This is a genomic window from Streptomyces sp. NPDC051738 (assembly GCF_044453205.1).
GTDB lineage: Bacteria > Actinomycetota > Actinomycetes > Streptomycetales > Streptomycetaceae > Streptomyces.
This window is the reverse complement of the sequence record NZ_JBITCM010000003.1, coordinates 20,106-43,312: the sequence shown is the minus strand read 5'-3', so window position 1 is coordinate 43,312 and position 23,207 is coordinate 20,106. Positions and strand designations below refer to the sequence as shown.

Here is a 23,207-nt window from a genome sequence, read left to right as displayed (position 1 = left end):
GCGGCGTCGGCCGCGCCCGGACTCAGGGGAAGTAGTAGAAAGCCACACGTTCACTTTAACAGAACGGAACGTCTCGTCTCTAGTCGTGCGTTTCTCGGCTCGGTGACGCCGCGCTCTTGATCACCGCGAAACGTGCGCCGTATGGGTCGGTGAGCTTGGCGATGCGGCCGACGTCCGGCAGGTCGGTGGCCTGCGTGCGGGCCGTGCCGCCCCGTTCCCGCGCCTTGGCGACCGTGGCGTCCGGGTCCGTCACCTCGAAGTACGGCAGCCAGTACGGGGGGCCCTCCGCCTCCGCCGGGTCGTCGGACTTGTCGACGACGCCGCCGAACATGGCGTCCTCCCCGGCGCCGGCGGGGCTGAACGTCGTGTACGTGCCGCCGTAGAAGTCGAGGGCGAAGGTCTCCAAGCCCAGCGTCGCGTTGTAGAACCCCGCGGCGGCCGGCACGTCCGTCGTGTACAGCTCCAGCCAGCACAGTGAACCGGGCTCCTGGACGACGTCGAGGCCCTTGTTGGTGCCGGGCTGCCACAGGCCGAAGGGCACGTCCGCCTTGTCGGCGAGGATGGCCATGCGGCCCAGGTCCAGCACGTCCATGGGCTGCATCCACACCGAGCCGTGCGCCTGCTCGGCCGTCTTCACCGTGGCGTCCGCGTCCGGCGTCTGGAAGTACACCGTCCAGGAGGGCGCACCCTGCCCCTCGGTGATCTGCATACCGCCGGCCACCGTCCTGCCGTCGAGCTGGAAGAGGCCGTAGCCGCCGGTTTCGGGCCCGCCCGGCTGGAACCGCCAGCCGAACAGGTCGCCGTAGAAGGCACGGGCGCCCTCGATGTCCGGTGTGCCGAGGTCGATCCAGTTCGGCGCCCCGGTGACGTAACGGGTGGTGAGCATCATGGCCCTCCTCGGAAGGGTCCCGTTGTCTGCTCTGCCGAGTCTCGCACCGCCCACTGACAATCGCCGCCGGAACCGTGCCGCCGGTGGGGGCGACGGCCGCGGTCACCCTCGGTGACCGGCCTGGATCTCCTTGTTCTCACCCGGTTCCGCGCGCGCCGCCGTGCGCCGCGGCGCGTGGAAGGAGACCATCGGGTCGGGCGGAGGCCCTGCGGCGCGGCGTTGATCCCGCGTTGATCGAACGTTTTTCGCCGACCGGCACGATCCTGCGCATGCACATCGACACGATCACAACGATCACCTCGCCCGACCTGGACTGGCAGCAGGAGGCGTTGTGCGCACAGACCGGGGCGGACTTCTTCTTCCCCGAGCCGGGCAGCTCCGTACGGGAGGCGAAGCGGATCTGCGGCCTGTGCCCGATCCGTTCCACCTGCCTGGAGTACGCACTGGACAACGACGAACGCTTCGGAGTCTGGGGCGGCCTCTCGGAGAAGGAACGCCTGGAGCTCCGGCGCACGTCCCGCTGAACGTCCGGACTCGCCGCTCGCGTCAGGGCGGGGCCACCGACCTGCCCGTCGGCCTCCCCGCCCGAGCCCTCGGCACGAACCGGGTCGATCAGCCCGCCGCGCGAGCCGCCATCCGGGCCTTGCGGGCGGCGAGCTTCTCGTCGAACTTCGCGGCCTCCGCGTCCAGCCCGCCCATGTACAGCCCCAGCTCCTCCTGTGCCTTCTGCCCCTCCGGGCCGAGGCCGTCGATCTCCATGACCTTCAGGAAGCGCAGGACGGGCTGCAGGACGTCGTCGTGGTGGATGCGCATGTTGTAGACCTCGCCGATGGCCATCTGCGCGGCGGCGCGCTCGAAGCCGGGCATGCCGTGGCCGGGCATGCGGAAGTCGACCACGACGTCACGCACCGCCTGCATGGTCAGGTCGGGGGCGAGCTCGAACGCGGCCTTCAGCAGGTTCCGGTAGAAGACCATGTGGAGGTTCTCGTCGGTCGCGATGCGCGCCAGCATGCGGTCGCAGACCGGGTCACCGGACTGGTGACCGGTGTTGCGGTGCGAGATGCGGGTCGCGAGCTCCTGGAAGGCGACGTAGGCGATCGAGTGCAGCATCGAGTGGCGGTTGTCCGACTCGAAGCCCTCGCTCATGTGGGCCATCCGGAACTGCTCCAGCTTGTCCGGGTCCACCGCGCGCGAGGCGAGCAGGTAGTCGCGCATCACGATGCCGTGGCGGCCCTCCTCTGCGGTCCAGCGGTGCACCCAGGTGCCCCAGGCGCCCTCACGGCCGAAGAGAGTGGCGATCTCGTGGTGGTAGCTGGGGAGGTTGTCCTCGGTCAGGAGGTTCACCACGAGCGCGATGCGGCCGATCTCGGTGACCTTGGACTGCTCCTTGTCCCAGGCCTCGCCGTCCTCGAAGAAACCGGGGAAGTTACGGGCGTCGCTCCACGGCACGTACTCGTGCGGCATCCAGTCCTTGGTGACCTGCAGATGCCGGTTGAGTTCCTTCTCGACCACTTCCTCCAGCGCGTACAGCAGTTTGGCGTCGGTCCAGACGGCGGGGCTGCCGAGGTGAGGGGAAGCGATCGTCACGGGAACTCCTGGGGACGCACGACACTGAGGAAGATGACCGGCGAGCGGTTGCCGGAACCTACGGAATCGTAGGCTACGAAACCGTAGGTTACGAAGCCGTAGGTTAAGAGCGGCGTAAACACCGCTGATCAGCAGCCGTTCCGTCGGGATTTCACGGGCCTGCGAAACGCCCCAGGACCCGCAGGTCCCGCGGCTGAAAGCGAGATCCGTTCAGCCCGGTCAGCCATACAGCTCCCGCATCCGCACCGAGAGACATGTCACACACCCTTCGAGCTTCTCGAACTCGCTGATGTCGACCAGGACGGGCTCGTGGCCGAGGTCGGCGAGCAGCTCCGCCGTCTTCGGCGCGCTCGCCGCCATGAGCAGCTTGTCGCCGCCGAGCAGCACCACATGCGCCCCGGACTCCTCCGGCACCGGCAGGAAGCGCGGGAACAGCGATGGGGCGTCCAACTGCGGGATGCGGCCCAGAATCGTTCCGTCGGGCAGCGCCGTGATCGCCGACTTCAGGTGCAGCACCTTGCTCACGGGCACGGCGACGACCCGCGCCCCCAGCGGCTCGAACGCGGCCCGAAGCTGCTGCACGCCGGCCGCGTTGGTGCGGCCGCCGCGGCCGACGTAGATCGTGTCGCCGACCTTCAGCACGTCGCCGCCGTCCAGCGTGCCCGGCTCCCAGATCCAGTTCACCGAGCAGCCGAGCGAGGCCACGGCCTCCTCGACGCCGAGGGTCTCGTCGCGCCGGGACTCGGCACCGGACCGGGCGATCAGCGCGACGTTCCGGTACATGACGACCGTGTCCTCGACGAACACCGAGTCGGGGCAGTCGTCGGCCGGGTCCACCTCGACGGTCTCCCAGCCGTGCTTGCGCAGTGCCTCCCCGTACGCCTCCCACTGCTCGACCGCGAGATCGGCATCGACCTTCTCCCGCTCGATGTGCGTCACCAGCCCTTCGGCGAGGCGCGGGCTCGGGCGGCGGACGAGGGCCTTCTTGCTGGGCACGACGGGATCTCCGGATCGGTGGCAGGTTTCGGTGCCCCCTGATGTATGGGGCACCGGTCCGCCATCATGCAGGGCTTACCCGCCCGTAGAAAACCCTCGGTGTCAGGCTGTGGCCCTCCTGAGATGCTCCGCGGTGAAGGAGCCGGAGGTTTTGAGGAGCTGCCGTGGCGGTCCCTCGAAGATCACCTGACCCCCGTCCCGGCCCCCGTCCGGCCCCAGGTCGATGATCCAGTCGGCGTGCGCCACCACATCCAGGTTGTGCTCGACGACGACGACCGTGTTGCCCGCGTCGACCAGCCGGTCCAGCAGTCCGAGCAGCCCGTCGACGTCCGACATGTGCAGTCCGGTCGTCGGTTCGTCGAGGACGTACACCGCCCCGGTGCGGTGCAGCCGCGTCGCCAGCTTGATGCGCTGACGTTCACCGCCGGAGAGGGTGGAGAGCGGCTGGCCGAGCGTGAGGTACGTCAGCCCCACGTCTCGCAGGGCGCGCAGGCGTCGTCGTACGCCCGCGTCCTGGAAGAACTCCAGCGCCTGTCCGGCCGTCATCTCCAGCACGTCCGCCACGGAGTTGCCGCCGAGGGTCAGCCGCAGCACCTCGTCCTTGAAGCGCCGTCCCTCGCAGTCGTGGCAGGTCGTCGTCACCGGGTCCATGAAGGCGAGGTCGGTGTAGATGATCCCGCGACCTTCGCAAGTGCCGCACGCGCCGGAGGAGTTGAAGCTGAACAACCCCGGCTCGGCGCCCGTCTCGCGCGCGAAGATCTTCCGTACCGTGTCCATGATCCCCAGATACGTCGCCGGGGTCGACCGCGCCGAGATCCCGATCGACGACTGGTCCACGACCACGGCGTCGTGAGCAGCGGTGAACTCCGCGACCAGCGTGCTCTTCCCGGATCCGGCGACCCCGGTCACCACGGTGAGCACCCCGGTGGGGAACTCCACCGTCACGTCGCGCAGATTGTGGCGGCCGGCACCCTTCACCCAGAGCCCACCGCCCGCCGTCCGCACGTCCTCCTTGATCGCGGTATGGCGCCCCAGGCACCGCCCGGTCACCGTGCCCGACCCGGCCAGCTCGCCCGGCGTCCCCTCGAACACGACCCGCCCGCCGTCCGCACCGGCCGCAGGACCCATGTCGACGACGTGATCGGCGAGCGCGATGACGTCCGGGTCGTGCTCGACCACCAGCACGGTGTTGCCCTTGTCGCGCAGCCGCAGCAGCAGATCGCCGAGCCGGCCGACGTCGCGCGGGTGCAGTCCGACGCTGGGCTCGTCGAAGATGTACGTCATGCCGGTGAGGCTGGAACCCAGGTGGCGGACCGTCTTCAGGCGCTGCCCCTCGCCGCCGGAGAGCGTGGACGTCTCGCGGTCGAGGCTGAGGTAGCCGAGGCCGATGGCGTCGATGCGTTCGAGGGCAGTGGCGGCGGCGCGGGCGATCGGTCCGGCGACGGGGTCGTCGATGTCTTTCAGCACGTCGATCAGGTCCGTGACCTGCATGTGCGTGCAGTCGGCGATGGTCAGGCCGTTGACGCGGGTCGCGAGTGCCGCCGCGTTGAGGCGGGCTCCGGCGCAGTCCGGGCAGGTGCCCTGTGCCAGGAACTCCCGGACCAGGTCGCGGGTCTTCTGGCTCATCGCCGACAGGTCCCGCTTGAGATACAGCCGCTCGAAACGATCCGCGAGGCCCTCGTACTCGGTCGTCCAGGTGCCGCCCGTGCCGTTGACGGTGACCTTGCTGCCGGGACGGCCGTGCATCAGGAACTCCCGCTCGGCGGCGGTGAAGCGCCCGACGGGCTTGTGCGGGTCGAGGTCGGCGCTGTTGGTGTACGCCTGTCCCTGCCAGGTGCCCGCGGCGAACGGGGGGAAGCGGACCGCCCCGTCGGCCAGGGAGCGGTCGGGGTCGAGGATGCGGTCCCAGTCCGGCCGTACCGTCCGCCCCAGGCCGTCGCACTCGCGGCACATGCCGGAGGGGTCGTTGAACGAGTACGCGGTCGCCGGTCCGGCGCTCGGGGCGCCGTGCCGGGAGAACAGCACCCGGATCACCGAGTAGATGTCGGTCATCGTGCCGACCGTGGACCGGGAGTGGCCCCCGATCGGCCGCTGGTCGACGACGATCGCGGGGGAGAGGTCCTGAAGCTCCTCCGCGTGCGGGCGCTCGTACTTGGGCAGCCGGTTGCGCACGAACCAGGTGAAGGTCTCGTTCAGCTGGCGCTGCGACTCCACCGCGATCGTGTCGAAGACGATCGACGACTTCCCCGATCCCGAAACGCCGGTGAACACGGTCAGCCGGCCTTTCGGGATGCGGAGGGTGACGTCCTTGAGGTTGTTCTCCCGGGCTCCGGTGATGGTGATGAACTCAGGCGTGAAATCGGGCATGCACCCGAAGCTAGGCGGGATACCCGACAGCTTCTGGCGTGATTTCCTTCAGTTCTCCGTCCTCCATCATCAGCCAGCGCGTGATGCCGATCGACTCCAGGAACGGCAGGTCGTGGCTGGCCACGATCAGCGCCCCCTCGTACGACTCCAGGGCCGAGGTGAGCTGCCGCACGCTCGCCATGTCCAGGTTGTTCGTCGGCTCGTCCAGCATCAGCAGCTGGGGCGCTGGCTCCGCCAGCATGAGCGCTGCCAGCGCCGCCCGGAAGCGTTCGCCGCCGGACAGAGTCGCCGCCTTCTGGTCGGCACGGGCGCCCCGGAACAGGAAGCGGGCCAGCCGCGCCCGGATCCGGTTGTTGGTGGCGCCCGGCGCGAACCGGGCCACGTTCTCGGCGACCGACAGCCCGTCGTCGAGGACGTCCAGCCGCTGCGGCAGGAACCGGAGCGGGACATGCGCCGTCGCCTCGCCCGCCACCGGCGCCAGCTCGCCGGCGATCGTCCGCAGCAGCGTCGTCTTGCCCGAGCCGTTGCGCCCGATCAGCGCGATCCGCTCCGGACCGTGCAGATCGAAGCCACCGGCCACGCGCGCGCCGTACGCCAGCTCCAGGTCGCGCAGCGTGAGGACGCCCCGGCCCGGCGGTACGGCCGTGTATGGCAGGTCGACGCGGATCTCGTCGTCGTCCCGTACGGCGTCCACCGCGTCGTCGAGCCGGTCCTTGGCCTCGGCGAGCTTCTCCTCGTGCATGATGCGGTGCTTGCCCGCGGACTCCTGTGCCGCGCGCTTGCGTGCTCCCATGACGATCTTCGGCTCGCGCTTCTGGTCCCACATCTTCTGTCCGTAGCGTTTGCGACGGGCCAACTTGACCTGGGCGTCGACCAGTTCACGCTTCTGCTTCTTCAGGTCGGCCTCGGCGACCCGCACCATGCGCTCGGCCGCCTCCTGCTCGGTGGCGAGCGCCTCCTCGTACGCCGAGTAGTTGCCGCCGTACCAGGTGATCTCCCCGGAGCGCAGATCGGCGATCTGGTCGACCAGGTCGAGGAGTTCACGGTCGTGGCTGACCACCACCATCACCCCCGGCCAGGACTCGACGGCCGCGTACAGCCGCCGGCGTGCGTACAGGTCGAGGTTGTTGGTGGGCTCGTCGAGCAGCAGGACGTCCGGGCGGCGCAGCAGCAGCGCGGCCAGCCGCAGCAGCACCGACTCGCCGCCGGATACCTCGCCGATCGTGCGGTCCAACTCGACGTGCCCGAGCCCGAGTTCGCCGAGGGTGGCGAGCGCGCGCTCCTCCACGTCCCAGTCGTCACCGACGGTCTCGAAGTGTTCCTCGGCCACGTCGCCCGCCTCGATGGCGTGCAGCGCGGCCCGCTGTGCGGCGATGCCGAGGGCCTCGTCGACCTTCAGGCCGGTGTCGAGGGTGACGTTCTGCGGGAGATAGCCGACCTCGCCCGCGACACGCGCGGTGCCGTCGGCCGGGGTGAGCTCACCGGCGATGAGCTTCAACAGGGTTGATTTTCCTGACCCGTTGACGCCGACCAGGCCGGTGCGGCCGGGGCCGAACGCGACGTCGAGGCCCTCGAAGACGGAGGTGCCGTCGGGCCAGGTGAAGGAGAGGGACGTACAGGTGATGGAAGTAGACATGCGGGCCTCCGCGGATGCTCGAAGCGATCAAGGGCAAACGCGTTTCGAGACACCGGCGACCGACGGGGAGGCCTCGGGAGGGCATGAGAAAAGCCCTGTTTCCGGAGGACGGCTCGAACGCCGAGGTCGCACGCAGCGCACACACACTTCAGGTGTGTGACGCGGTGTCTCAGGACCTCAGACGAGCAACGTCCTTCTCCAATCGACGGCAACAGGACCGAGTTACACGGTAGGAGGGGGCTACGAGGGTGTCAACGTAATTAAAAGCGGCCCGGCGGGACGCCTCAGCAGGCGTCCCGCATCAGCTCCGCCAGGTCACGGTCCAGGTCGAGCTGGAGGTGCTCCAGGCCGAGGGGGACCAGCTCGCTCGTGGACTGCAGGAAGCGGCGGGCCTCACCGGTGCGGATGTGCACGACCGCGGTGCCCTCGGGGGCGTGGAACTCCAGGACTGTGCGGTCGAAGCCGTACGGTCGCACCCGGACGTCGCCGTGGCCCTGGGGCTCGTCCAGGCCGGCCAGGAGCAGCTCGCGGCTGAAGGTCCAGCACACCTCCACGCCCTCCAGGGTGGCGGGGGCCGGGAAGGTCATGCGGACGGCGAAGGGGTCGCGCCGGTCGTAGTGAAGGGTCGCGGGAATGCTCGGCATCCGCGGCGCGGCGGCGACGAGGCGGGCCTCTACGGGCTGCTCGATGACGGTGGACAACGCCTTGCTCCCTTGTGATGGCTGGACGAACGTCCGGGCGGATGAGACCGGGCACTGGTAGAGACGACGGAATCAGCCAATCCGTGCACACGAAGGGCGAGTGACCTCCGTCACCACCTTCATGCACGGGAGTGGGCCGTTCGCCCTCCCGTGACCGGAAAGTCACATGTGGTCGTCTGTCTCGTTCTGTCTCCTCCTGCCTTCGCTGGTTTCTCCTGTCTTCTCCTGTGGCCGTCGTGGCCGTCGTGGCCATCTGGACGGCGCCGCGGCGGTGGGCTAGCTTCGCCCGCCATGAGGCGTTCGGGGAGCACGCGACGGTCGGGGTACATGTTTCGGACACTGGCCGCGGGGGTGGCGTGCGGGGCGGCGCTGGCCGCGCTGACGGCCGTACCCGCGCAGGCGCACGAGCCGGAGCGCCGGTCGCCGCACTGGGAGCTCAAGGACAGCGGCACGCCCGAGGTGCGGTTCCGGGGGCTCTCCGCGGTCAGCCGGAACACCGCCTGGCTGGCCGGAACCGCGGGCACCGTCCTGCGTACCACCGACGGCGGGGCGAGCTGGCGCGACGTCTCACCGCCCGGCGCCGCCGAGCTGCAGTTCCGGGACATCGAGGCATTCGACGCGCGGCGCGCCGTGGTGCTGGCCATCGGAGAGGGCGAGGCGTCCCGGGTGTACCGCACGGACGACGGCGGCGCGACCTGGACCGAGTCCTTCCGCAACACCGACGCGCGGGCCTTCTACGACTGCATGACGTTCTTCGACCGACGGCACGGACTGGCGATGAGCGACCCGGTCGACGGCAAGTTCCGCATCCTGTCGACGAGCGACGGCGGCCGCTCGTGGCGGGTGCTTCCGAGCGACGGGATGCCTGCCGCGCTGGAGGGCGAGGCCGGCTTCGCGGCGAGCGGGCAGTGTCTGGTCGGCTCCGGGCCGAAGGACGTCTGGCTGGCCACCGGGGGAGCGGCACGCGCGCGTGTGCTGCATTCCGCCGACCGAGGGCTGACGTGGACCGTGGCCGACACACCGATCCCGGCCGGCGACCCGGCCCGCGGTGTCTTCGCCCTCGCCTTCCGCGACCGCACGCACGGCCTCGCGGTCGGCGGCGACTACCGCCCCGACCAGGCGTCACCGCGGGCAGCCGCCCGTACCGGTGACAAGGGCGCCACCTGGCAGCCCGCCGCGACGCCGGTGACCGCCTACCGTTCCGGCGTCGCCTGGCTCCCGCACAGCCGTACCGCCGCCCTGGCCGTCGGCCCCACCGGCACCGACCTCACGACCGACGCCGGCCGCACCTGGCGGACCGTCGACACCGGCTCGTACGACACCGTGGACTGCACACCGGACCTGGGCTGCTGGGCCGCGGGGGAGAAGGGCCGGGTCGCTCGTCTGGAGAGTTGAGCCGGAATGCGGGTACTCGGGCGCCGACTGCGAGAGGAGTGACCCGACATGCCACGTGGTTCGAGTCCCAAGCGGGAACGCCAGTACGAGCACATCAAGGAGAGCGCCCAGGAGCGGGGCGAGAGCACCGATCGGGCCAAGGAGATCGCCGCGCGGACGGTGAACAAGGAACGCGCCCGCTCCGGTGAGTCGAAGACCGCCAGCCGTACGTCCACCCAGGACATGTCGTCCGGCAAGCGCGGTGGTCAGCGGTCGGGCAAGGGCTCCCAGGGCCCCACGTACGACCAGCTGTACGAGGAGGCCAAGCGGCGCAACATCCACGGGCGTTCGGACATGAACAAGACCCAGCTCAAGCAGGCGCTGGGCGGCAAGTGACGGTCAGGCAGGCGTTTCGCGGTACCGCGCGAGCTCCGGCGCCGTCTTCGTGGCGGCGAACTCGGTGATCCGGTACGCGCAGACGCCGGCGCCGACGAACGGATCGGTCGCCGCGATCTCCTCGATCCGCGCCCGGTTCTCCGCGACGGCGATGATCACCCCGCCGTCACGGGGGTTCTTGCGCCCGGACGCCAGGAACACCCCCTGCTCGTACCGCTCGTCGAGCCACTCCACATGCGCCTCCAGCACGGCGTCGACGTCCTCGATCGGGGCGGCGTAGGTCAGCTCCAGCACGAACATGATCACCAGCCTACCCCTGGGCCGCCGGCGACCGGCCCGGTCCCCGTACGCTCGTGCCCACCATGACGACCGTACGCATTCCCGCGGGCTGGCCCGCGACCGAGGAAGAGGCCCGCGCCGTCCAGGACGAGCTGCGGGAGCGGGTGGTGCTCGACGAGCCGGGGCCACCGCCCGGAACCGGGCACGTGACCGGAGTGGACGTGGCCTACGACGACGAGCGCGATGTCGTCGCCGCCGCGGCGGTCGTCCTCGACGCGGCGACCCTGGACGTGGTCGCCGAGGCCACGGCGGTCGGCCGGGTCTCCTTCCCGTACGTCCCCGGCCTGCTCGCCTTCCGGGAGATCCCCACGGTGCTGGCCGCGCTCGACGCCCTGCCCTGCCCGCCCGGACTCGTCGTGTGCGACGGCTACGGCCTCGCCCACCCCCGCCGCTTCGGCCTCGCCAGCCACCTCGGCGTCCTCACCGGCCTGCCCACGATCGGCGTCGCCAAGAACCCGTTCACCTTCACCTACGACGACCCGGACGCGCCGCGCGGCTCCTTCGCCCCGCTGCTTGCGGACGACGAGGAGGTCGGGCGGGCACTGCGGACCCGGGACGCGGTAAAGCCGGTCTTCGTCTCGGTCGGTCACCGGGTGACCCTCGACAACGCCTGCGCCCACACGCTCGCGTTGAGCCCCGCCTACCGCCTCCCGGAGACCACGCGCAGGGCGGACGCGCTGTGCCGGAGCGCGCTGCGGGAGGTGGCTCCGTGAGGCGGCTCGTCGAGGCGTGCGTGATCTGAGTACCTGGACTGAGTACCCGTACGGATGTGAGTGCGTCACGCTGCCCGGCAGGCTGGGCCGCATGACGACGCACCGCTCCCCGAAGCCCCTCACCGACTCCGACCGCCCCATCGAGCGCGCCGTGACGGCCGCGCTCGTTCTGGCCACGCTGGCCGGTCTTGGCTGGATCGTCGGGATGATCTACACCATCGCCGGATGGCCGCTCTAGCAGCGGACGGGCGGAGCGGTCACCCCGCCGGCAGCCGGAGAGGGGCGCCGCAGGATCGGTTCAGCGGGTCGCGGCCACCCGGAAGGTGAGCCCCGCTCGGCGCAGCCGCTCGATCAGCGCGTCCCCCATCGCGACCGCCGTCGTGACCTGCCCGGCCGTAGGAGGCAGTTCGTCGAAGGCCAGGGACAGCGCCGACTCGGCGAACATCTTCGCCGTCTCGCCGTAGCCGGGGTCACCGCCCGCGACCTCGGTGAACACCCGCCGTCCACCGCCCTCGCCGACGAAGCGGACCGAGAACCAGCTCTTCGCGCGCTTCTCGGGGCCCGGCCCCTCGCCGGGCTTGAGCCGGTCGGACAACCAGTGCCGGGCGGGCGGCAGTTGAGCGGCCGTGAAGAGCGCGCCCATAGCCGCGACCCCGCCGACCGCGACGGGCAGATGCCGTACGGCGGCGTAGTGGCGGTAGCGGAAGTCGGGGCCGTAGCGATCGAGGGCCCTCGCGGAGCGCTTGACGATCTGCGGGTCGATCGTCGGCAGCGGCACCGCCCAGGCGCCGACCTCCTTGGCGAACCGGGGTGCGCCCGTCGGCGCCAGCGCCCGGCGGCCCATGAGCCGCGGTTCGTGCCGGGCCCGGTCCCGTGCGGCGGCCAGCATCTGCCGCCCGCGCGAGAACTGGTTGAGCGCCGACGCGAAGGTCCCGCCCGAGAAGGTGGCGTCGGCGGTCACGAACCCGTCCACCGTGAGCGGCACGCCCTCCGGCAGCTGCTGGACCGTGAAGTACGCGCCCAGGTCGTGCGGAACGGAGTCGAATCCGCAGGCGTGCACCAGCCGCGCGCCCGTCTCACGCGCGCGTGCGTCGTGCAGGACGTACGTCCGGTCCACGAACTCCGGCTCACCGGACAGGTCGAGATAGTCGGCACCGGTATCCGCGCAGGCGGCCACGAGATCCTCGCCGTACTTCACATAGGGGCCCACCGTCGTGGCCACCACGCGCGCGTGCTCGGCGAGCCGGCGCATGGAGGCCGGATCGGCGACGTCCGCCTCCAGCACCCCGATCCCCTCACCGCCGCCGGGCAGCGACTCGCGCAGCAGCTCCAATTTCCGGCCGCTGCGCCCGGCGATCGCCCAGCGCAGCCCTTCGGGCGCGTGCGCGGCGAGGTACTCCGCGGTGAGTGCTCCGACGAAGCCCGTCGCTCCGAAGAGCACGATGTCGTACGGACGATCCGTCCTGCTCGGCCTGCTCATGACACCCCTCGGTTCCGCACCACGCGCCGTTGTCGGTGGCCGAGGCTAGCGTGAGGTGTGCGGAGCCCGACGACGAGCCCGGAGGTAGCGCGGTGGCCGTGCCCAGGAATGCCCTGAAGAAGTGGGAGAAAGTGCGCGAGTTCGCGCTCGGGCTGCCGGGTGCCACCGAGGAGTTCCCTTGGGGCGAGACGGTCGCGAAGGTCAACAAGAAGGTGTTCGTCTTCCTCGGCGTGGACGACGGCAGCTATCCGCTGGGCATCACCGTGAAGCTCAAGGACGAGTCGGCCCACGCCCACGCCCTGACCTGCCCGGGCGCCGAGCCCGCCGGATACGGGCTGGGCAAGTCGGGCTGGGTGAGCATCCCGCTGGAGCAGCAGGGCGCCCCGGCGGCGGAGCTGCTGTGCGACTGGGTGGAGGAGAGCTACCGGGTGATCGCGCCGAAGCGGCTGACGGCGGAGCTGGACGGACGCTGACCGGCCGGTAAATTGGCTAAGCGCTTGCTCGCTCAGGTCTTGTGCCCGTCGGGGCACGTTCTTAGCATCACTGGTGTTACATCAGTTGTGTCACGCCAATGGGGGCTGGATGACAACGGCAACGACGCCGACGCCCGGGCACGGCCCGCTCACCGGCGTGCGCGTGGTCGAGCTGGCCGGTATCGGGCCCGGCCCGTTCGCGGCCATGCTCCTCGCCGACCTGGGCGCCGATGTCGTGCGTGTGGACCGGCCCGGCGGCAACGGGCTCGCGATCAACACCGAGTACGACATCACCAACCGCAACAAGCGGTCGGTGATCATCGACCTGAAGTCTCCCGACGGCGCGGCCCGCGTTCTCGACCTCGCCGCTCGCGCCGACATCCTCATCGAGGGCAACCGCCCCGGTGTCGCCGAGCGCCTCGGCGTCGGGCCCGAGGCGTGCCACGCCCGCAACCCCGGGCTGGTCTACGGCCGGATGACCGGCTGGGGCCAGGAGGGGCCGCTCGCTCAGCGTGCCGGTCACGACATCGCGTACATCGCGCTCACCGGCACCCTCGGCATGATCGGCAGCCCCGACGAGCCGCCGGCCGTCCCCGCCAACCTCGTCGGCGACTACGCGGGCGGCTCCCTCTACCTCGTCGTCGGTGTCCTCGCCGCGCTCCACCACGCGCGCGCGACCGGCACCGGCCAGGTCGTCGACGCCGCCATCGTCGACGGCACCTCCCACCTCGCCGCGATGATCCACGGCATGCTCGCCGCCGGCGGCTGGCAGGACCGGCGCGGCGCCAACCTGCTGGACGGCGGCTGCCCGTACTACGGCACCTATGAGACGGCCGACGGGAAGTACATGGCGGTCGGCGCCCTGGAGCCGCAGTTCTACGACGAGTTCCTGGAGCTTCTCGGCATCACGGAGTTCGCCTCCGCCCGCAAGGACTGGACCCGCTGGGGCGAGCTGCGCGAGGCCGTCGCCGCCCGCTTCAAGTCCCGTACGCGGGACGAGTGGACGGCAGTGTTCGAGGGCACCGACGCCTGCGTGGCCCCCGTGCTGTCCCTGCGCGAGGCCCCGCACCACCCGCACCTCGCCGCCCGCGGCACCTTCACCGACCACGGCGGCATCACCCAGCCCGCCCCGGCGCCCCGCTTCTCGGCGACCCCCACGACCGTACGCACCGGTCCGGCCCAGCCCGGCGCCCACACCGCGGACGTGGCCCACGACTGGGAGGTCCCCGACCTTCTGAAGGGCGCGGGCTCGGGCGGCCCCGCGTCGAAGGGCGCCGACCCGGGCGGCCCCGCATCGAAGGGCCCCGACCCCGACGGCCCCGCAACGAAGGACCTCGCATGAAGCGCCAGATCTTCGCCCCCGAGCACGACGCGTTCCGCGAGACCGTGCGCAGCTTCCTGGCCAAGGAGGTGCTGCCGTACTACGAGCAGTGGGAGAAGGACGGCATCGTCTCCCGCGCTGCCTGGCGCGCGGCCGGCAAGCAGGGCCTGCTCGGCTTCGCCGTGCCCGAGGAGTACGGAGGCGGCGGTACCTCCGACTTCCGCTACAGCGCCGTCCTCGCCGAGGAGTTCACGCGCGCGGGCGCGCCCGGACTCGCCCTCGGCCTGCACAACGACATCATCGGCCCTTATCTGACCGGACTCGCCACCGACGAGCAGAAGCGCCGCTGGCTGCCCGGCTTCTGCGACGGCACGCTGATCACGGCCATCGCCATGACCGAACCCGGCGCCGGCTCCGACCTCCAGGGCATCCGCACCCACGCCGAGGACCGCGGCGACCACTGGGTGCTGAACGGCTCCAAGACGTTCATCTCCAACGGCATCCTCGCCGACCTGGTGATCGTCGTCGTGAAGACCACCCCCGACGGCGGCGCCCACGGACTGTCGCTGCTCGTCGTCGAGCGCGGCATGGACGGCTTCGAGCGCGGCCGCAACCTCGACAAGATCGGCCAGAAGGCGCAGGACACGGCCGAGCTGTTCTTCCACGATGTCCGCGTGCCCAAGGAAAACCTCCTCGGCGACCTCGACGGCGCCTTCGTCCACCTGATGACGAACCTCGCACAGGAGCGCCTGAGCATCGCCGTCTCCGCGATCGCCGCCGCCGAACACCTGCTGGAGATCACCACCGAGTACGTCAAGGAGCGCGAGGCCTTCGGCCGGCCGCTGGCGACCAAGCAGCACATCCGCTTCGAGGTGGCCGAGATGGCCACCGAGTGCGCCGTCACCCGCACGTTCCTCGACCGCTGCATAGAGGATCACTCGAACGGGGACCTGGACGCAGTCCACGCGTCGATGGCCAAGTGGTGGGCGACCGAGCTCCAGAAGCGGGTCGCGGACCGCTGCCTCCAACTGCACGGCGGCTACGGCTACATGAGTGATTACCCGGTCGCCCGTGCCTTCACCGACGGCCGTATCCAGACCATCTACGGCGGGACGACCGAGATCATGAAGGAGATCATCGGCCGTTCCCTGCTGGGCTAACCCTCACTGAAAGGCTTGCTTGTGAGCACCGAAGCGTACGTGTACGACGCGATCCGCACCCCGCGTGGCCGCGGCAAGGCGAACGGCGCCCTGCACGGCACCAAGCCCATCGACCTGGTCGTCGGCCTCATCCACGAGCTCCGCGACCGCTTCCCGAGCCTCGACCCGGCCGCCATCGACGACATCGTCCTCGGCGTCGTCGGCCCGGTCGGCGACCAGGGCTCCGACATCGCGCGCATCGCCGCCATCGCCGCGGGGCTGCCGGACACGGTCGCGGGCGTGCAGGAGAACCGCTTCTGTGCGTCGGGTCTGGAGGCCGTGAACATGGCCGCAGCCAAGGTCCGTTCGGGCTTCGAGGACCTGGTCCTCGCGGGCGGCGTCGAGTCCATGTCCCGCGTCCCCATGGCCTCCGACGGCGGCGCCTGGTTCAACGACCCGATGACCAACCTCTCCGTCAACTTCGTGCCGCAGGGCATCGGAGCCGACCTGATCGCCACCATCGAGGGCTTCTCGCGCCGAGACGTCGACGAGTACGCGGCGCTCTCGCAGGAGCGGGCGGCGACGGCCTGGAAGGAGGGCCGCTTCGACCGCTCTGTCGTCCCGGTCAAGGACCGCTCCGGGCTCGTCGTCCTCGACCACGACGAGCACATGCGCCCCGGCACCACCGCCGACTCCCTCGCCAAGCTGAAGGCGTCCTTCGCGGACATCGGCGACCTGGGCGGCTTCGACGCCGTCGCCCTGCAGAAGTACCACTGGGTCGAGAAGATCGACCACGTCCACCACGCGGGCAACTCCTCCGGCATCGTCGACGGCGCCTCGCTCGTCGCGATCGGCAACAAGGAGGTCGGCGAGCGCCACGGACTCACCCCGCGCGCGCGGATCATCTCCGCGGCCGTCTCCGGCTCCGAGCCCACGATCATGCTGACCGGCCCCGCGCCCGCGACCCGCAAGGCGCTCGCGAAGGCCGGGCTGACCATCGACGACATCGACCTCGTCGAGATCAACGAGGCGTTCGCCGCGGTCGTCCTGCGCTTCGTACGGGACATGGGCCTTTCCCTGGACAAGGTCAACGTCAACGGCGGTGCGATCGCCCTCGGCCACCCCCTCGGCGCGACCGGCGCGATGATCCTCGGCTCGCTCGTGGACGAACTGGAGCGCCAGGACAAGCGGTACGGCCTCGCCACGCTGTGCGTGGGCGGCGGCATGGGCATCGCCACCATCGTCGAGCGCATCTGACCCCCTCCCGACGGATCACACGGAGCATCTCCACATGAGCACTGAGTCCACCACCATCCGCTGGGAGCAGGACCGTTCGGGCGTCGTCACCCTCGTCCTGGACGACCCCAACCAGTCCGCGAACACCATGAACCAGGCGTTCCGCGACTCCCTCGCCGTGGTCGTCGACCGCCTGGAGGCGGAGAAGGACACCATCCGCGGTGTCATCATCACCTCCGCCAAGAAGACCTTCTTCGCGGGCGGAGACCTGCGTGACCTGATCCGGGTCACCCCCGAGACCGCGCAGGACCTGTTCGACGGCGGCATGGCCATCAAGCGCAACCTGCGCCGCATCGAGACCCTGGGCAAGCCGGTCGTCGCCGCGCTGAACGGCGCGGCCCTCGGCGGCGGTTACGAGATCGCGCTCGCCTGCCACCACCGTATCGCCCTCGACGCGCCCGGCTCGAAGATCGGCTGCCCCGAGGTCACCCTCGGCCTGCTGCCCGGCGGCGGCGGTGTCGTCCGCACCGTCCGCCTGCTCGGCATCGCCGACGCGCTGCTGAAGGTCCTCCTTCAGGGCACCCAGTACAACCCGCAGCGCGCCCTGCAGAACGGCCTGGTCGACGACGTGGCCGCCACCCAGGAGGAGCTGCTCGCCAAGGCCCGCGCCTTCATCGAGGCCAACCCCGAGTCGCAGCAGCCCTGGGACAAGCCGGGCTACCGGATCCCCGGCGGCACCCCCGCCAACCCCAAGTTCGCGGCGAACCTGCCCGCCTTCCCGGCCAGCCTGCGCAAGCAGACGAACGGCGCCCCCTACCCGGCCCCGCGCAACATCCTCGCGGCCGCCGTCGAGGGCTCCCAGGTCGACTTCGAGACCGCGCAGATCATCGAGGCGCGCTACTTCGTGGAGCTGGCGGCCGGCCAGACCTCCAAGAACATGATCCAGGCGTTCTTCTTCGACCTCCAGGCCGTCAACTCGGGCGCCAACCGCCCCAAGGGCATCGAGCCGCGCAAGGTCCGCAAGGTCGCCGTCCTGGGCGCCGGGATGATGGGCGCGGGCATCGCCTACTCGTGCGCCCGTGCCGGCATCGAGGTGGTCCTGAAGGACGTGGCCCTGGAAGCCGCCGTGAAGGGCAAGGGCTACTCCGAGAAGCTGTGCGCCAAGGCGGTCTCCCGGGGCCGTACGACGCAGGAGAAGGCCGACGCGCTGCTGGCCCGCATCACGCCGACGGCCGACCCGCAGGACGTGGCCGGCTGCGACGCGGTCATCGAGGCCGTCTTCGAGAACCCCGAGCTCAAGCACAAGGTGTTCCAGGAGATCCAGGACATCGTCGAGCCGGACGCACTCCTGTGCTCCAACACCTCGACGCTCCCGATCACCGCCCTCGCCGAAGGCGTCGACCGCCAGGCCGACTTCATCGGGCTGCACTTCTTCTCGCCCGTCGACAAGATGCCGCTGGTCGAGATCATCAAGGGCGAGCGGACGGGGGAGGAGGCGCTGGCCCGCGCCTTCGACCTGGTCCGGCAGATCAACAAGACGCCGATCGTCGTGAACGACTCCCGTGGCTTCTTCACCTCCCGCGTCATCGGCCACTTCATCAACGAGGGCGTGGCGATGGTCGGCGAGGGCATCGAGCCCGCGTCGGTCGAACAGGCGGCGGCCCAGGCGGGCTACCCCGCCAAGGTCCTGTCCCTGATGGACGAGCTGACGCTCACCCTGCCGCGCAAGATCCGGGGCGAGTCCAAGCGGGCCGTGGAAGAGGCGGGCGGCACCTGGACGGCGCACCCTGCCGAGGGCGTCATCGACCGCATGGTGGACGAGTTCGGCCGGACCGGCCGCAGCGGCGGGGCGGGCTTCTACGAGTACGGCGAGGACGGCAAGCGGGCCGGGCTGTGGCCGGGTCTGCGGGAGCACTTCACCAAGGCGGGGCACGAGATCCCGTTCGAGGACATGCAGGAGCGCATGCTGTTCTCGGAGGCGCTCGACACGGTCAAGCTGCTGGAGGAGGGCGTCCTGACCTCCGTCGCCGACGCCAACATCGGCTCCATCTTCGGGATCGGCTTCCCCGGGTGGACCGGCGGCATCCTCCAGTACATCAATGGCTACGAGGGTGGGCTCCCCGGCTTCGTGGCACGCGCGCGTGAGCTGGCCGAGCGGTACGGCGACCGGTTCACGCCGCCCGCGCTGCTGGTGGAGAAGGCGGAGAAGGGGGAGCGCTTCGGGGACGCGTGACGCCGGGCGCGGGGGAGGGGTTTTCGCCCCCGCCGCCCCTACCCGTCCCGTCCCTGGGGGCTCCGCCCCCAGACCCCCGTTTCGGCCCTTAAGGGGCCTCGTCCTCAAACGCCGGACGGGCTGAAATCAGCCCCTCCGGCGTTTGAGGAGCGGGGTCTGGGGCGGAGCCCCAGAAGGACGGGAAGGATAGGGGCGGCGGGGGCGAAGAACCCTCTCCGCCGCACCCCCGTACCGCTGACCGACACGCCATTCTTGCCCTCCCATGGCACGGTCACCGACCCTGACGGGCAAAGCTGTAGCAAGGTCCCCGTCTCCCCGAGGAGCCCCCCATGGGATCCCGCCCCGCCCTCGCAATGCTGGACATCCTGCGCGGCGAGGGCGTGGACCGCGTCTTCGGCAACCCCGGCACCACCGAACTGCCCTTCCTGGCCGCACTGTCGGAGGCCGACGACGCCCCCGAGTACGTCCTCGGCGTCCACGAGGGCGCCGTGGTCTCCATGGCCGACGGTTACGCACGCGGCACGGGCCGCCCCGCCTTCGTGAGCCTGCACATCGCGGCCGGCCTCGCCAACGGCCTGATCGGCCTGCTCAACGCCCGCCGCTCGCGCACCCCGCTGGTGGTGACGGCAGGCCAGCAGGACCGCCGGCACCTCCAGCAGGACCCGATGCTCTCGGGCGACCTGAGCGCCCTGGCCGCCCCTGCGGTGAAGGCGACGTACGACGTCCAGCACGCCCGCGACCTCCCGCTCGCCCTGCGTCGCGCCTTCGCGCTGGCCGTACGGCCGCCCGCCGGGCCGGTGTTCCTCTCCGTCCCCATGGACCTGCTCGGCGAGGACACCGAGATCGAGGTCCCGGCCCGCACCCCTGATCCCGCACCGGGACCGGCCCCGGGTCTGGAACGCGCCGCCCTCCTGCTGGGCGACGCCGCCCGCCCCGCGATCGTCGCCGGCGACGGCGTGGGCCGCGAGGACGCCCTCGGCGCGCTCGTGCGCACGGCGGAGGCCTGCGGCGCGACGGTCCACCACCAACCGATGGCCGACTGCCTGAACTTCCCGACCACGCACCCCCTGTACGCCGGGATGCTGCCACCGCGCCACGACGCCATCCGCACCGTGCTCGCCGCGCACGACACCGTGCTGATCGCCGGCGCGCACGCCTTCACCCCGCACCACTACACCCCCGGCCCCGCGCTGCCGCCCGGCCTCACCGTCGTACAACTCGACTCCGACCCGGACGAGATCGGCCGCAACTTCCCCGTCGACGCCGGACTCGTCGGCGCCCTCGCGCCCTCCCTGCACCGCCTCGCCGCGCTGCTCGGCGACCGCGTCACCGACCACACCGCCAAGGCCCGCATCCTGCGCGCGGGCGAACGGCACTCCGCCGAGCGCGACCGCGCCGAGTCCGCCGCCCGCGCCGCGTACTCCAAGGCCCCGCTGGCCCCCTGGGCCGCCGCCCACGCCGTGGCCCGTGGGCTGCCGCCGGATGCCGTGGTCGTCGAAGAGGCCATCACCGTCGGCCTGTTGTTACGCCGCTTCGTCCGCCTCGACCGCCCCGGCAGCTACACCCACACCGTCGGCGGCGGCCTCGGCTGGGGCATCGGCGCCGCCGTCGGCCGCGCGCTCGCCGAACCCGGGCGGCCGGTGGTCGCGGTCCTGGGCGACGGTTCCACGATGTTCGGCCTGCAGGGCCTGTGGAGCGCTGCCCGGCAGGCCGCCCCGGTCCTGTTCGTGGTGATGGGCAACGGCGCCTACCGCACCCTCCAGGACACCTACGAGGCGATGGGAGGGAAGGGCACCTGCCCCGGAACCGACCTGGGGCAACTGGACTTCACGCAGGCCGCGGCCTTCTTCGGCGTCGACGCGGTACGCGCCGAGAGCGCGGCCCAGCTGCGCGAACTGGTCGCCGGAGCAGGCAAGTTGAAGGGACCGCTCCTGGTCGACGTACCGCTGCGCCCATGACGAGGACACCCGCGCACCCGACTCACAGCTGCCCACACCTTGTCACCGCACCCACCAGCCCCCCACCATCGGTCCATGACGGACGGCCCGCTGCCCAAGTCGGTGCTCGCGCGCGGCGCGGCGCTGCTGCGTGCCTGCGGTGACTGTGACACCGCCCTCACTCTCGCCGAACTCGCCCTGCGCACCGGACTGCCCAAACCCACCGCACACCGGCTGATCGGCGAACTGGTCCGGCTCGGCCTGGTCGAGCGCACGCCCGAGGGCGCCTACCGCATCGGGCTCGGCCTGTTCGTCCTAGGCCAGTCGGCGCCGTCCGTGCGCGAACTGTGCGACGCCGCGCTGCCGTATCTGGGCGATCTGCACGACGCCACGCAGGAGAACGTGCACCTGGCCGTCCCGGACGGCACCGACACCCTGTTCCTGGAGAAGGTCACCGGCCGCCGCGCCACCCCGATCGTCTCCCACACCGGGGGCCGTCTGCCCGCCCACTGCACCGCCACCGGCAAGGTGTTCCTCGCCCTCACCCAGAACCCGCGCCCACCGCACCGCACGCTGCCCCGCCTCACCCCGCGCACCCTCGTCCTGCCCGGCCAGCTCGCCCGCGACCTCGCCCTGACCCGGGCCCGCGGTTACGGCGTCAACCTTGAGGAGGCGGAGGTCGGCGTCTCGGCCGTCGCCGCGCCCGTCTACGCACAGGGCCCCGAGTCCCACCCGATCGCCGCGATCTCCGTCACCGGCGGCACCCGACGCCTCGACGTGGACCGCCTGGGCGCCCGGGTGTGCGCGGCGGCACGGGCACTGACGCGGACGCTGTCGGCGTGAAGGCTGGTTCAGCCTGAGCCGTGGGTTGGCGCGATGTCTTCAGCCTGCGATGTCTTCAGCCTGCGATGTCTCAGCCTGAGGGCGGGTTCGACACCCCTCGCTGCACCGCCACCGCCAACCCCCGCTCCGTCAGCCGCCCCCCGCTCACCTCCCCGGTGATGCGCCCACGCACGAACACCAGCACCCGGTCGCACACCTCCGTCAGCTCGGCGAGATCCGTGGACGCGATCAGCACCGCCGCCCCGCCCGCCGCCAACTCGCCGACGATGCGGTGCATCTCGCCCCGTACGCCGACGTCGACGCCCCGCGTCGGATCGTCCAGCACGACGATCCTCGGCTCGGTCGCCAGCCACTTGGCGAAGACGACCTTCTGCTGGTTGCCGCCGGACAGTCGGGCCACCACGTCGTACGGGCCGCCGCGCAGACGCAGACGTTCCGTCAGATCGGTGGCCCTGCGGACCAGTTCGGCACGCGACGGTGCGAAGCCGCCCCGTCCCAGTCCCAGCCAGCTCACCGCCGTCGCGTTCTCCCACACCGTGCGGTCGGCCATCAGCCCGTACCGCTTGCGGTCGCTCGGCACGAAGGCGACGCCCGCGCGGATCGCGTCGCGCAGGGAGCGCGGCAGCCCGCGGCCACCGACGTCCACGCGCCCCGCCGAGATCGCCGTACGGCCGCACACCACCTCCAACGCGCCGAGATGCCCGGCGCCTTGCAGCCCGGCGACCCCCACCACCTCGCCGGCCCGCACCGTGAACGTCACGTCCGCCAGCCGCCCGGGCACGCTCACCCCGGACAGCACCACCGGCGGCGGCAGATCCACCACGGTCCGCGTCCGGCGCACCGGCTGCTCCGGGCGACCGCCCAGCATCGCCGTCACCAGCTCGGGCACGTCGACCTCTGCCCGGCGCACCCCCGGCAGCGCGACCCGGCCGTCGCGCAGCACCGTCACCCGCTGCGCGAAGCGCATCACCTCCTCCAGGAAGTGGGTGACGTAGAGGACGGCGATACCGCGTCCCGTGAGGGTGCGCAGGACCCGTTCGAGGCGATCGACGGCGGCCGCCGGGAGGGCGGACGTCGGCTCGTCCAGGATCAGGAGCTTCGGCTCGCGCAGAAGAGCGCGCGCGATCTCCGTCAACTGCTGGTCGGCGAGCGGGAGTTCACCGACTTCCGTGCCGAGGTCCACGTCCAGCCCCAGCTCGTCCAGGACCGGCCGGGCCGCCCGGTCCATCGCGCCCCGGTCGAGCAGGCCGAGGCGGCGCGGGGGACGGTACGGGAAGAGGTTCTCCCGGACGGTGAGGTCGGGGAACAGGCTCAACTCCTGGGAGACGGTGGCGATCCGGGTGTCCGCGGCCGACCGCACCGCCCCCTCGTCCGCCGCCAGCTGGCCCGACAGGATCCGCACCAGCGTCGACTTGCCCGCACCGTTCTCGCCGACCAGCGCGTGCACCTCGCCGCCCCGCAGCCGTATCCCCGCCCCGTCCAGGGCGCGAACACCGCCGTACGACTTGACCAGGCCCTGCGCCACCAGGATGTCGCCGTACGTCATC

Annotated in this window: 21 protein-coding genes; 12 read left to right on the top strand and 9 right to left on the bottom strand. The window is 71.2% G+C overall.

Annotation, left to right across the window (positions count from 1 at the left end):
* Positions 1-79 precede the first annotated feature (79 nt).
* Complete coding sequence (locus ACIA8X_RS08090; RefSeq protein WP_393445467.1) at positions 80-886, bottom strand: VOC family protein; 807 nt, start codon at positions 884-886, stop codon at positions 80-82.
* Between the two features lie 272 nt (positions 887-1,158).
* Here ACIA8X_RS08090 and ACIA8X_RS08085 point away from each other — a divergent pair, with 272 nt between their 5' ends.
* Positions 1,159-1,413: a WhiB family transcriptional regulator gene (locus ACIA8X_RS08085; protein ID WP_177001316.1), complete on the top strand. Its 255-nt coding sequence runs from the start codon at positions 1,159-1,161 to the stop codon at positions 1,411-1,413.
* A gap of 88 nt (positions 1,414-1,501) precedes the next feature.
* Here ACIA8X_RS08085 and ACIA8X_RS08080 read toward each other — a convergent pair whose 3' ends face one another.
* The 5 genes from ACIA8X_RS08080 to ACIA8X_RS08060 form a co-directional block, all read right to left on the bottom strand.
* On the bottom strand, positions 1,502-2,476 hold the full coding sequence (locus tag ACIA8X_RS08080; RefSeq protein ID WP_393444467.1) for an acyl-ACP desaturase: 975 nt from the start codon (positions 2,474-2,476) through the stop codon (positions 1,502-1,504).
* A 219-nt stretch (positions 2,477-2,695) separates the two neighbouring features.
* The gene (ddaH, locus tag ACIA8X_RS08075) at positions 2,696-3,472 is read right to left on the bottom strand and encodes a dimethylargininase (RefSeq protein ID WP_393444465.1); all 777 of its coding nucleotides are present in this window, start codon (positions 3,470-3,472) and stop codon (positions 2,696-2,698) included.
* 102 nt (positions 3,473-3,574) lie between these two features.
* Positions 3,575-5,839 carry an ATP-binding cassette domain-containing protein gene (locus ACIA8X_RS08070; RefSeq protein WP_399457998.1) on the bottom strand — a complete coding sequence of 755 codons (2,265 nt, stop codon included), beginning with the start codon at positions 5,837-5,839 and terminating at the stop codon, positions 3,575-3,577.
* A gap of 10 nt (positions 5,840-5,849) precedes the next feature.
* A complete protein-coding gene (locus ACIA8X_RS08065) occupies positions 5,850-7,475 on the bottom strand; it encodes an ABC-F family ATP-binding cassette domain-containing protein (RefSeq protein ID WP_399457997.1) in 1,626 nt (541 codons plus the stop codon).
* A gap of 284 nt (positions 7,476-7,759) precedes the next feature.
* A complete protein-coding gene (locus tag ACIA8X_RS08060) occupies positions 7,760-8,176 on the bottom strand; it encodes an SsgA family sporulation/cell division regulator (protein WP_393444458.1) in 417 nt (138 codons plus the stop codon).
* A 327-nt stretch (positions 8,177-8,503) separates the two neighbouring features.
* Here ACIA8X_RS08060 and ACIA8X_RS08055 point away from each other — a divergent pair, with 327 nt between their 5' ends.
* Together ACIA8X_RS08055 and ACIA8X_RS08050 are read left to right on the top strand one after the other, a co-directional pair.
* The gene (locus ACIA8X_RS08055; protein ID WP_393444456.1) at positions 8,504-9,571 is read left to right on the top strand and encodes a WD40/YVTN/BNR-like repeat-containing protein; all 1,068 of its coding nucleotides are present in this window, start codon (positions 8,504-8,506) and stop codon (positions 9,569-9,571) included.
* Positions 9,572-9,619: 48 nt separating this feature from the next.
* On the top strand, positions 9,620-9,946 hold the full coding sequence (locus tag ACIA8X_RS08050; protein ID WP_393444454.1) for a plasmid stabilization protein: 327 nt from the start codon (positions 9,620-9,622) through the stop codon (positions 9,944-9,946).
* A 3-nt stretch (positions 9,947-9,949) separates the two neighbouring features.
* On the opposite strand, the gene ACIA8X_RS08045 is transcribed toward ACIA8X_RS08050, so the two are convergent.
* Positions 9,950-10,246 (bottom strand): YciI family protein, encoded by a 297-nt coding sequence (locus ACIA8X_RS08045; protein WP_393444452.1) that lies wholly within the window; start codon positions 10,244-10,246, stop codon positions 9,950-9,952.
* A gap of 62 nt (positions 10,247-10,308) precedes the next feature.
* Here ACIA8X_RS08045 and ACIA8X_RS08040 point away from each other — a divergent pair, with 62 nt between their 5' ends.
* Both ACIA8X_RS08040 and mmpA read left to right on the top strand, forming a co-directional pair.
* Complete coding sequence (locus tag ACIA8X_RS08040; RefSeq protein ID WP_393444450.1) at positions 10,309-10,998, top strand: endonuclease V; 690 nt, start codon at positions 10,309-10,311, stop codon at positions 10,996-10,998.
* A gap of 91 nt (positions 10,999-11,089) precedes the next feature.
* Positions 11,090-11,236, top strand: coding sequence for a morphogenic membrane protein MmpA (gene mmpA / locus ACIA8X_RS08035; protein ID WP_393444448.1), 147 nt, complete (start codon positions 11,090-11,092; stop codon positions 11,234-11,236).
* A gap of 60 nt (positions 11,237-11,296) precedes the next feature.
* Here the strand turns inward: mmpA and ACIA8X_RS08030 are convergent, their stop codons facing one another.
* Entirely contained in the window at positions 11,297-12,478 is a 1,182-nt protein-coding gene (locus ACIA8X_RS08030) for a saccharopine dehydrogenase family protein (RefSeq protein WP_399457996.1), read from the bottom strand.
* A 92-nt stretch (positions 12,479-12,570) separates the two neighbouring features.
* Between ACIA8X_RS08030 and ACIA8X_RS08025 the strand changes: the two genes are divergently transcribed.
* From ACIA8X_RS08025 to ACIA8X_RS07995, 7 genes are all read left to right on the top strand, one after another.
* Positions 12,571-12,951, top strand: coding sequence for an MmcQ/YjbR family DNA-binding protein (locus ACIA8X_RS08025; RefSeq protein ID WP_399457995.1), 381 nt, complete (start codon positions 12,571-12,573; stop codon positions 12,949-12,951).
* 109 nt (positions 12,952-13,060) lie between these two features.
* Complete coding sequence (locus ACIA8X_RS08020; protein WP_399457994.1) at positions 13,061-14,293, top strand: CaiB/BaiF CoA transferase family protein; 1,233 nt, start codon at positions 13,061-13,063, stop codon at positions 14,291-14,293.
* The gene (locus ACIA8X_RS08015) at positions 14,290-15,432 is read left to right on the top strand and encodes an acyl-CoA dehydrogenase family protein (protein ID WP_399457993.1); all 1,143 of its coding nucleotides are present in this window, start codon (positions 14,290-14,292) and stop codon (positions 15,430-15,432) included. The genes ACIA8X_RS08020 and ACIA8X_RS08015 overlap by 4 nt, the downstream gene beginning before the upstream one ends.
* A 21-nt stretch (positions 15,433-15,453) precedes the next feature.
* Complete coding sequence (locus ACIA8X_RS08010) at positions 15,454-16,668, top strand: acetyl-CoA C-acetyltransferase (protein ID WP_399457992.1); 1,215 nt, start codon at positions 15,454-15,456, stop codon at positions 16,666-16,668.
* Between the two features lie 34 nt (positions 16,669-16,702).
* Positions 16,703-18,880, top strand: coding sequence for a 3-hydroxyacyl-CoA dehydrogenase NAD-binding domain-containing protein (locus ACIA8X_RS08005; RefSeq protein ID WP_393444435.1), 2,178 nt, complete (start codon positions 16,703-16,705; stop codon positions 18,878-18,880).
* A gap of 329 nt (positions 18,881-19,209) precedes the next feature.
* Complete coding sequence (locus ACIA8X_RS08000) at positions 19,210-20,838, top strand: thiamine pyrophosphate-binding protein (RefSeq protein ID WP_399457991.1); 1,629 nt, start codon at positions 19,210-19,212, stop codon at positions 20,836-20,838.
* A 75-nt stretch (positions 20,839-20,913) separates the two neighbouring features.
* On the top strand, positions 20,914-21,660 hold the full coding sequence (locus tag ACIA8X_RS07995; RefSeq protein ID WP_393444430.1) for an IclR family transcriptional regulator: 747 nt from the start codon (positions 20,914-20,916) through the stop codon (positions 21,658-21,660).
* A 70-nt stretch (positions 21,661-21,730) separates the two neighbouring features.
* On the opposite strand, the gene ACIA8X_RS07990 is transcribed toward ACIA8X_RS07995, so the two are convergent.
* Positions 21,731-23,206, bottom strand: coding sequence for a sugar ABC transporter ATP-binding protein (locus ACIA8X_RS07990; protein ID WP_399457990.1), 1,476 nt, complete (start codon positions 23,204-23,206; stop codon positions 21,731-21,733).
* Position 23,207: the final 1 nt, after the last annotated feature.

Bases quoted from the DNA above. Each gene is read 5' to 3' on its own strand.
- ACIA8X_RS08090 (WP_393445467.1), bottom strand. From the start codon at position 886: ATGCTCACCACCCGTTACGTCACCGGGGCGCCGAACTGGATCGACCTC.
- ACIA8X_RS08085 (WP_177001316.1), top strand. From the start codon at position 1,159: ATGCACATCGACACGATCACAACGATCACCTCGCCCGACCTGGACTGG.
- ACIA8X_RS08070 (WP_399457998.1), bottom strand. From the start codon at position 5,839: ATGCCCGATTTCACGCCTGAGTTCATCACCATCACCGGAGCCCGGGAG.
- ACIA8X_RS08065 (WP_399457997.1), bottom strand. From the start codon at position 7,475: ATGTCTACTTCCATCACCTGTACGTCCCTCTCCTTCACCTGGCCCGAC.
- ACIA8X_RS08055 (WP_393444456.1), top strand. From the start codon at position 8,504: ATGTTTCGGACACTGGCCGCGGGGGTGGCGTGCGGGGCGGCGCTGGCC.
- ACIA8X_RS08050 (WP_393444454.1), top strand. From the start codon at position 9,620: ATGCCACGTGGTTCGAGTCCCAAGCGGGAACGCCAGTACGAGCACATC.
- ACIA8X_RS08045 (WP_393444452.1), bottom strand. From the start codon at position 10,246: ATGTTCGTGCTGGAGCTGACCTACGCCGCCCCGATCGAGGACGTCGAC.
- ACIA8X_RS08040 (WP_393444450.1), top strand. From the start codon at position 10,309: ATGACGACCGTACGCATTCCCGCGGGCTGGCCCGCGACCGAGGAAGAG.
- mmpA (WP_393444448.1), top strand. From the start codon at position 11,090: ATGACGACGCACCGCTCCCCGAAGCCCCTCACCGACTCCGACCGCCCC.
- ACIA8X_RS08030 (WP_399457996.1), bottom strand. From the start codon at position 12,478: ATGAGCAGGCCGAGCAGGACGGATCGTCCGTACGACATCGTGCTCTTC.
- ACIA8X_RS08020 (WP_399457994.1), top strand. From the start codon at position 13,061: ATGACAACGGCAACGACGCCGACGCCCGGGCACGGCCCGCTCACCGGC.
- ACIA8X_RS08015 (WP_399457993.1), top strand. From the start codon at position 14,290: ATGAAGCGCCAGATCTTCGCCCCCGAGCACGACGCGTTCCGCGAGACC.
- ACIA8X_RS08005 (WP_393444435.1), top strand. From the start codon at position 16,703: ATGAGCACTGAGTCCACCACCATCCGCTGGGAGCAGGACCGTTCGGGC.
- ACIA8X_RS08000 (WP_399457991.1), top strand. From the start codon at position 19,210: ATGGGATCCCGCCCCGCCCTCGCAATGCTGGACATCCTGCGCGGCGAG.
- ACIA8X_RS07995 (WP_393444430.1), top strand. From the start codon at position 20,914: ATGACGGACGGCCCGCTGCCCAAGTCGGTGCTCGCGCGCGGCGCGGCG.
- ACIA8X_RS07990 (WP_399457990.1), bottom strand. From the start codon at position 23,206: ATGACGTACGGCGACATCCTGGTGGCGCAGGGCCTGGTCAAGTCGTAC.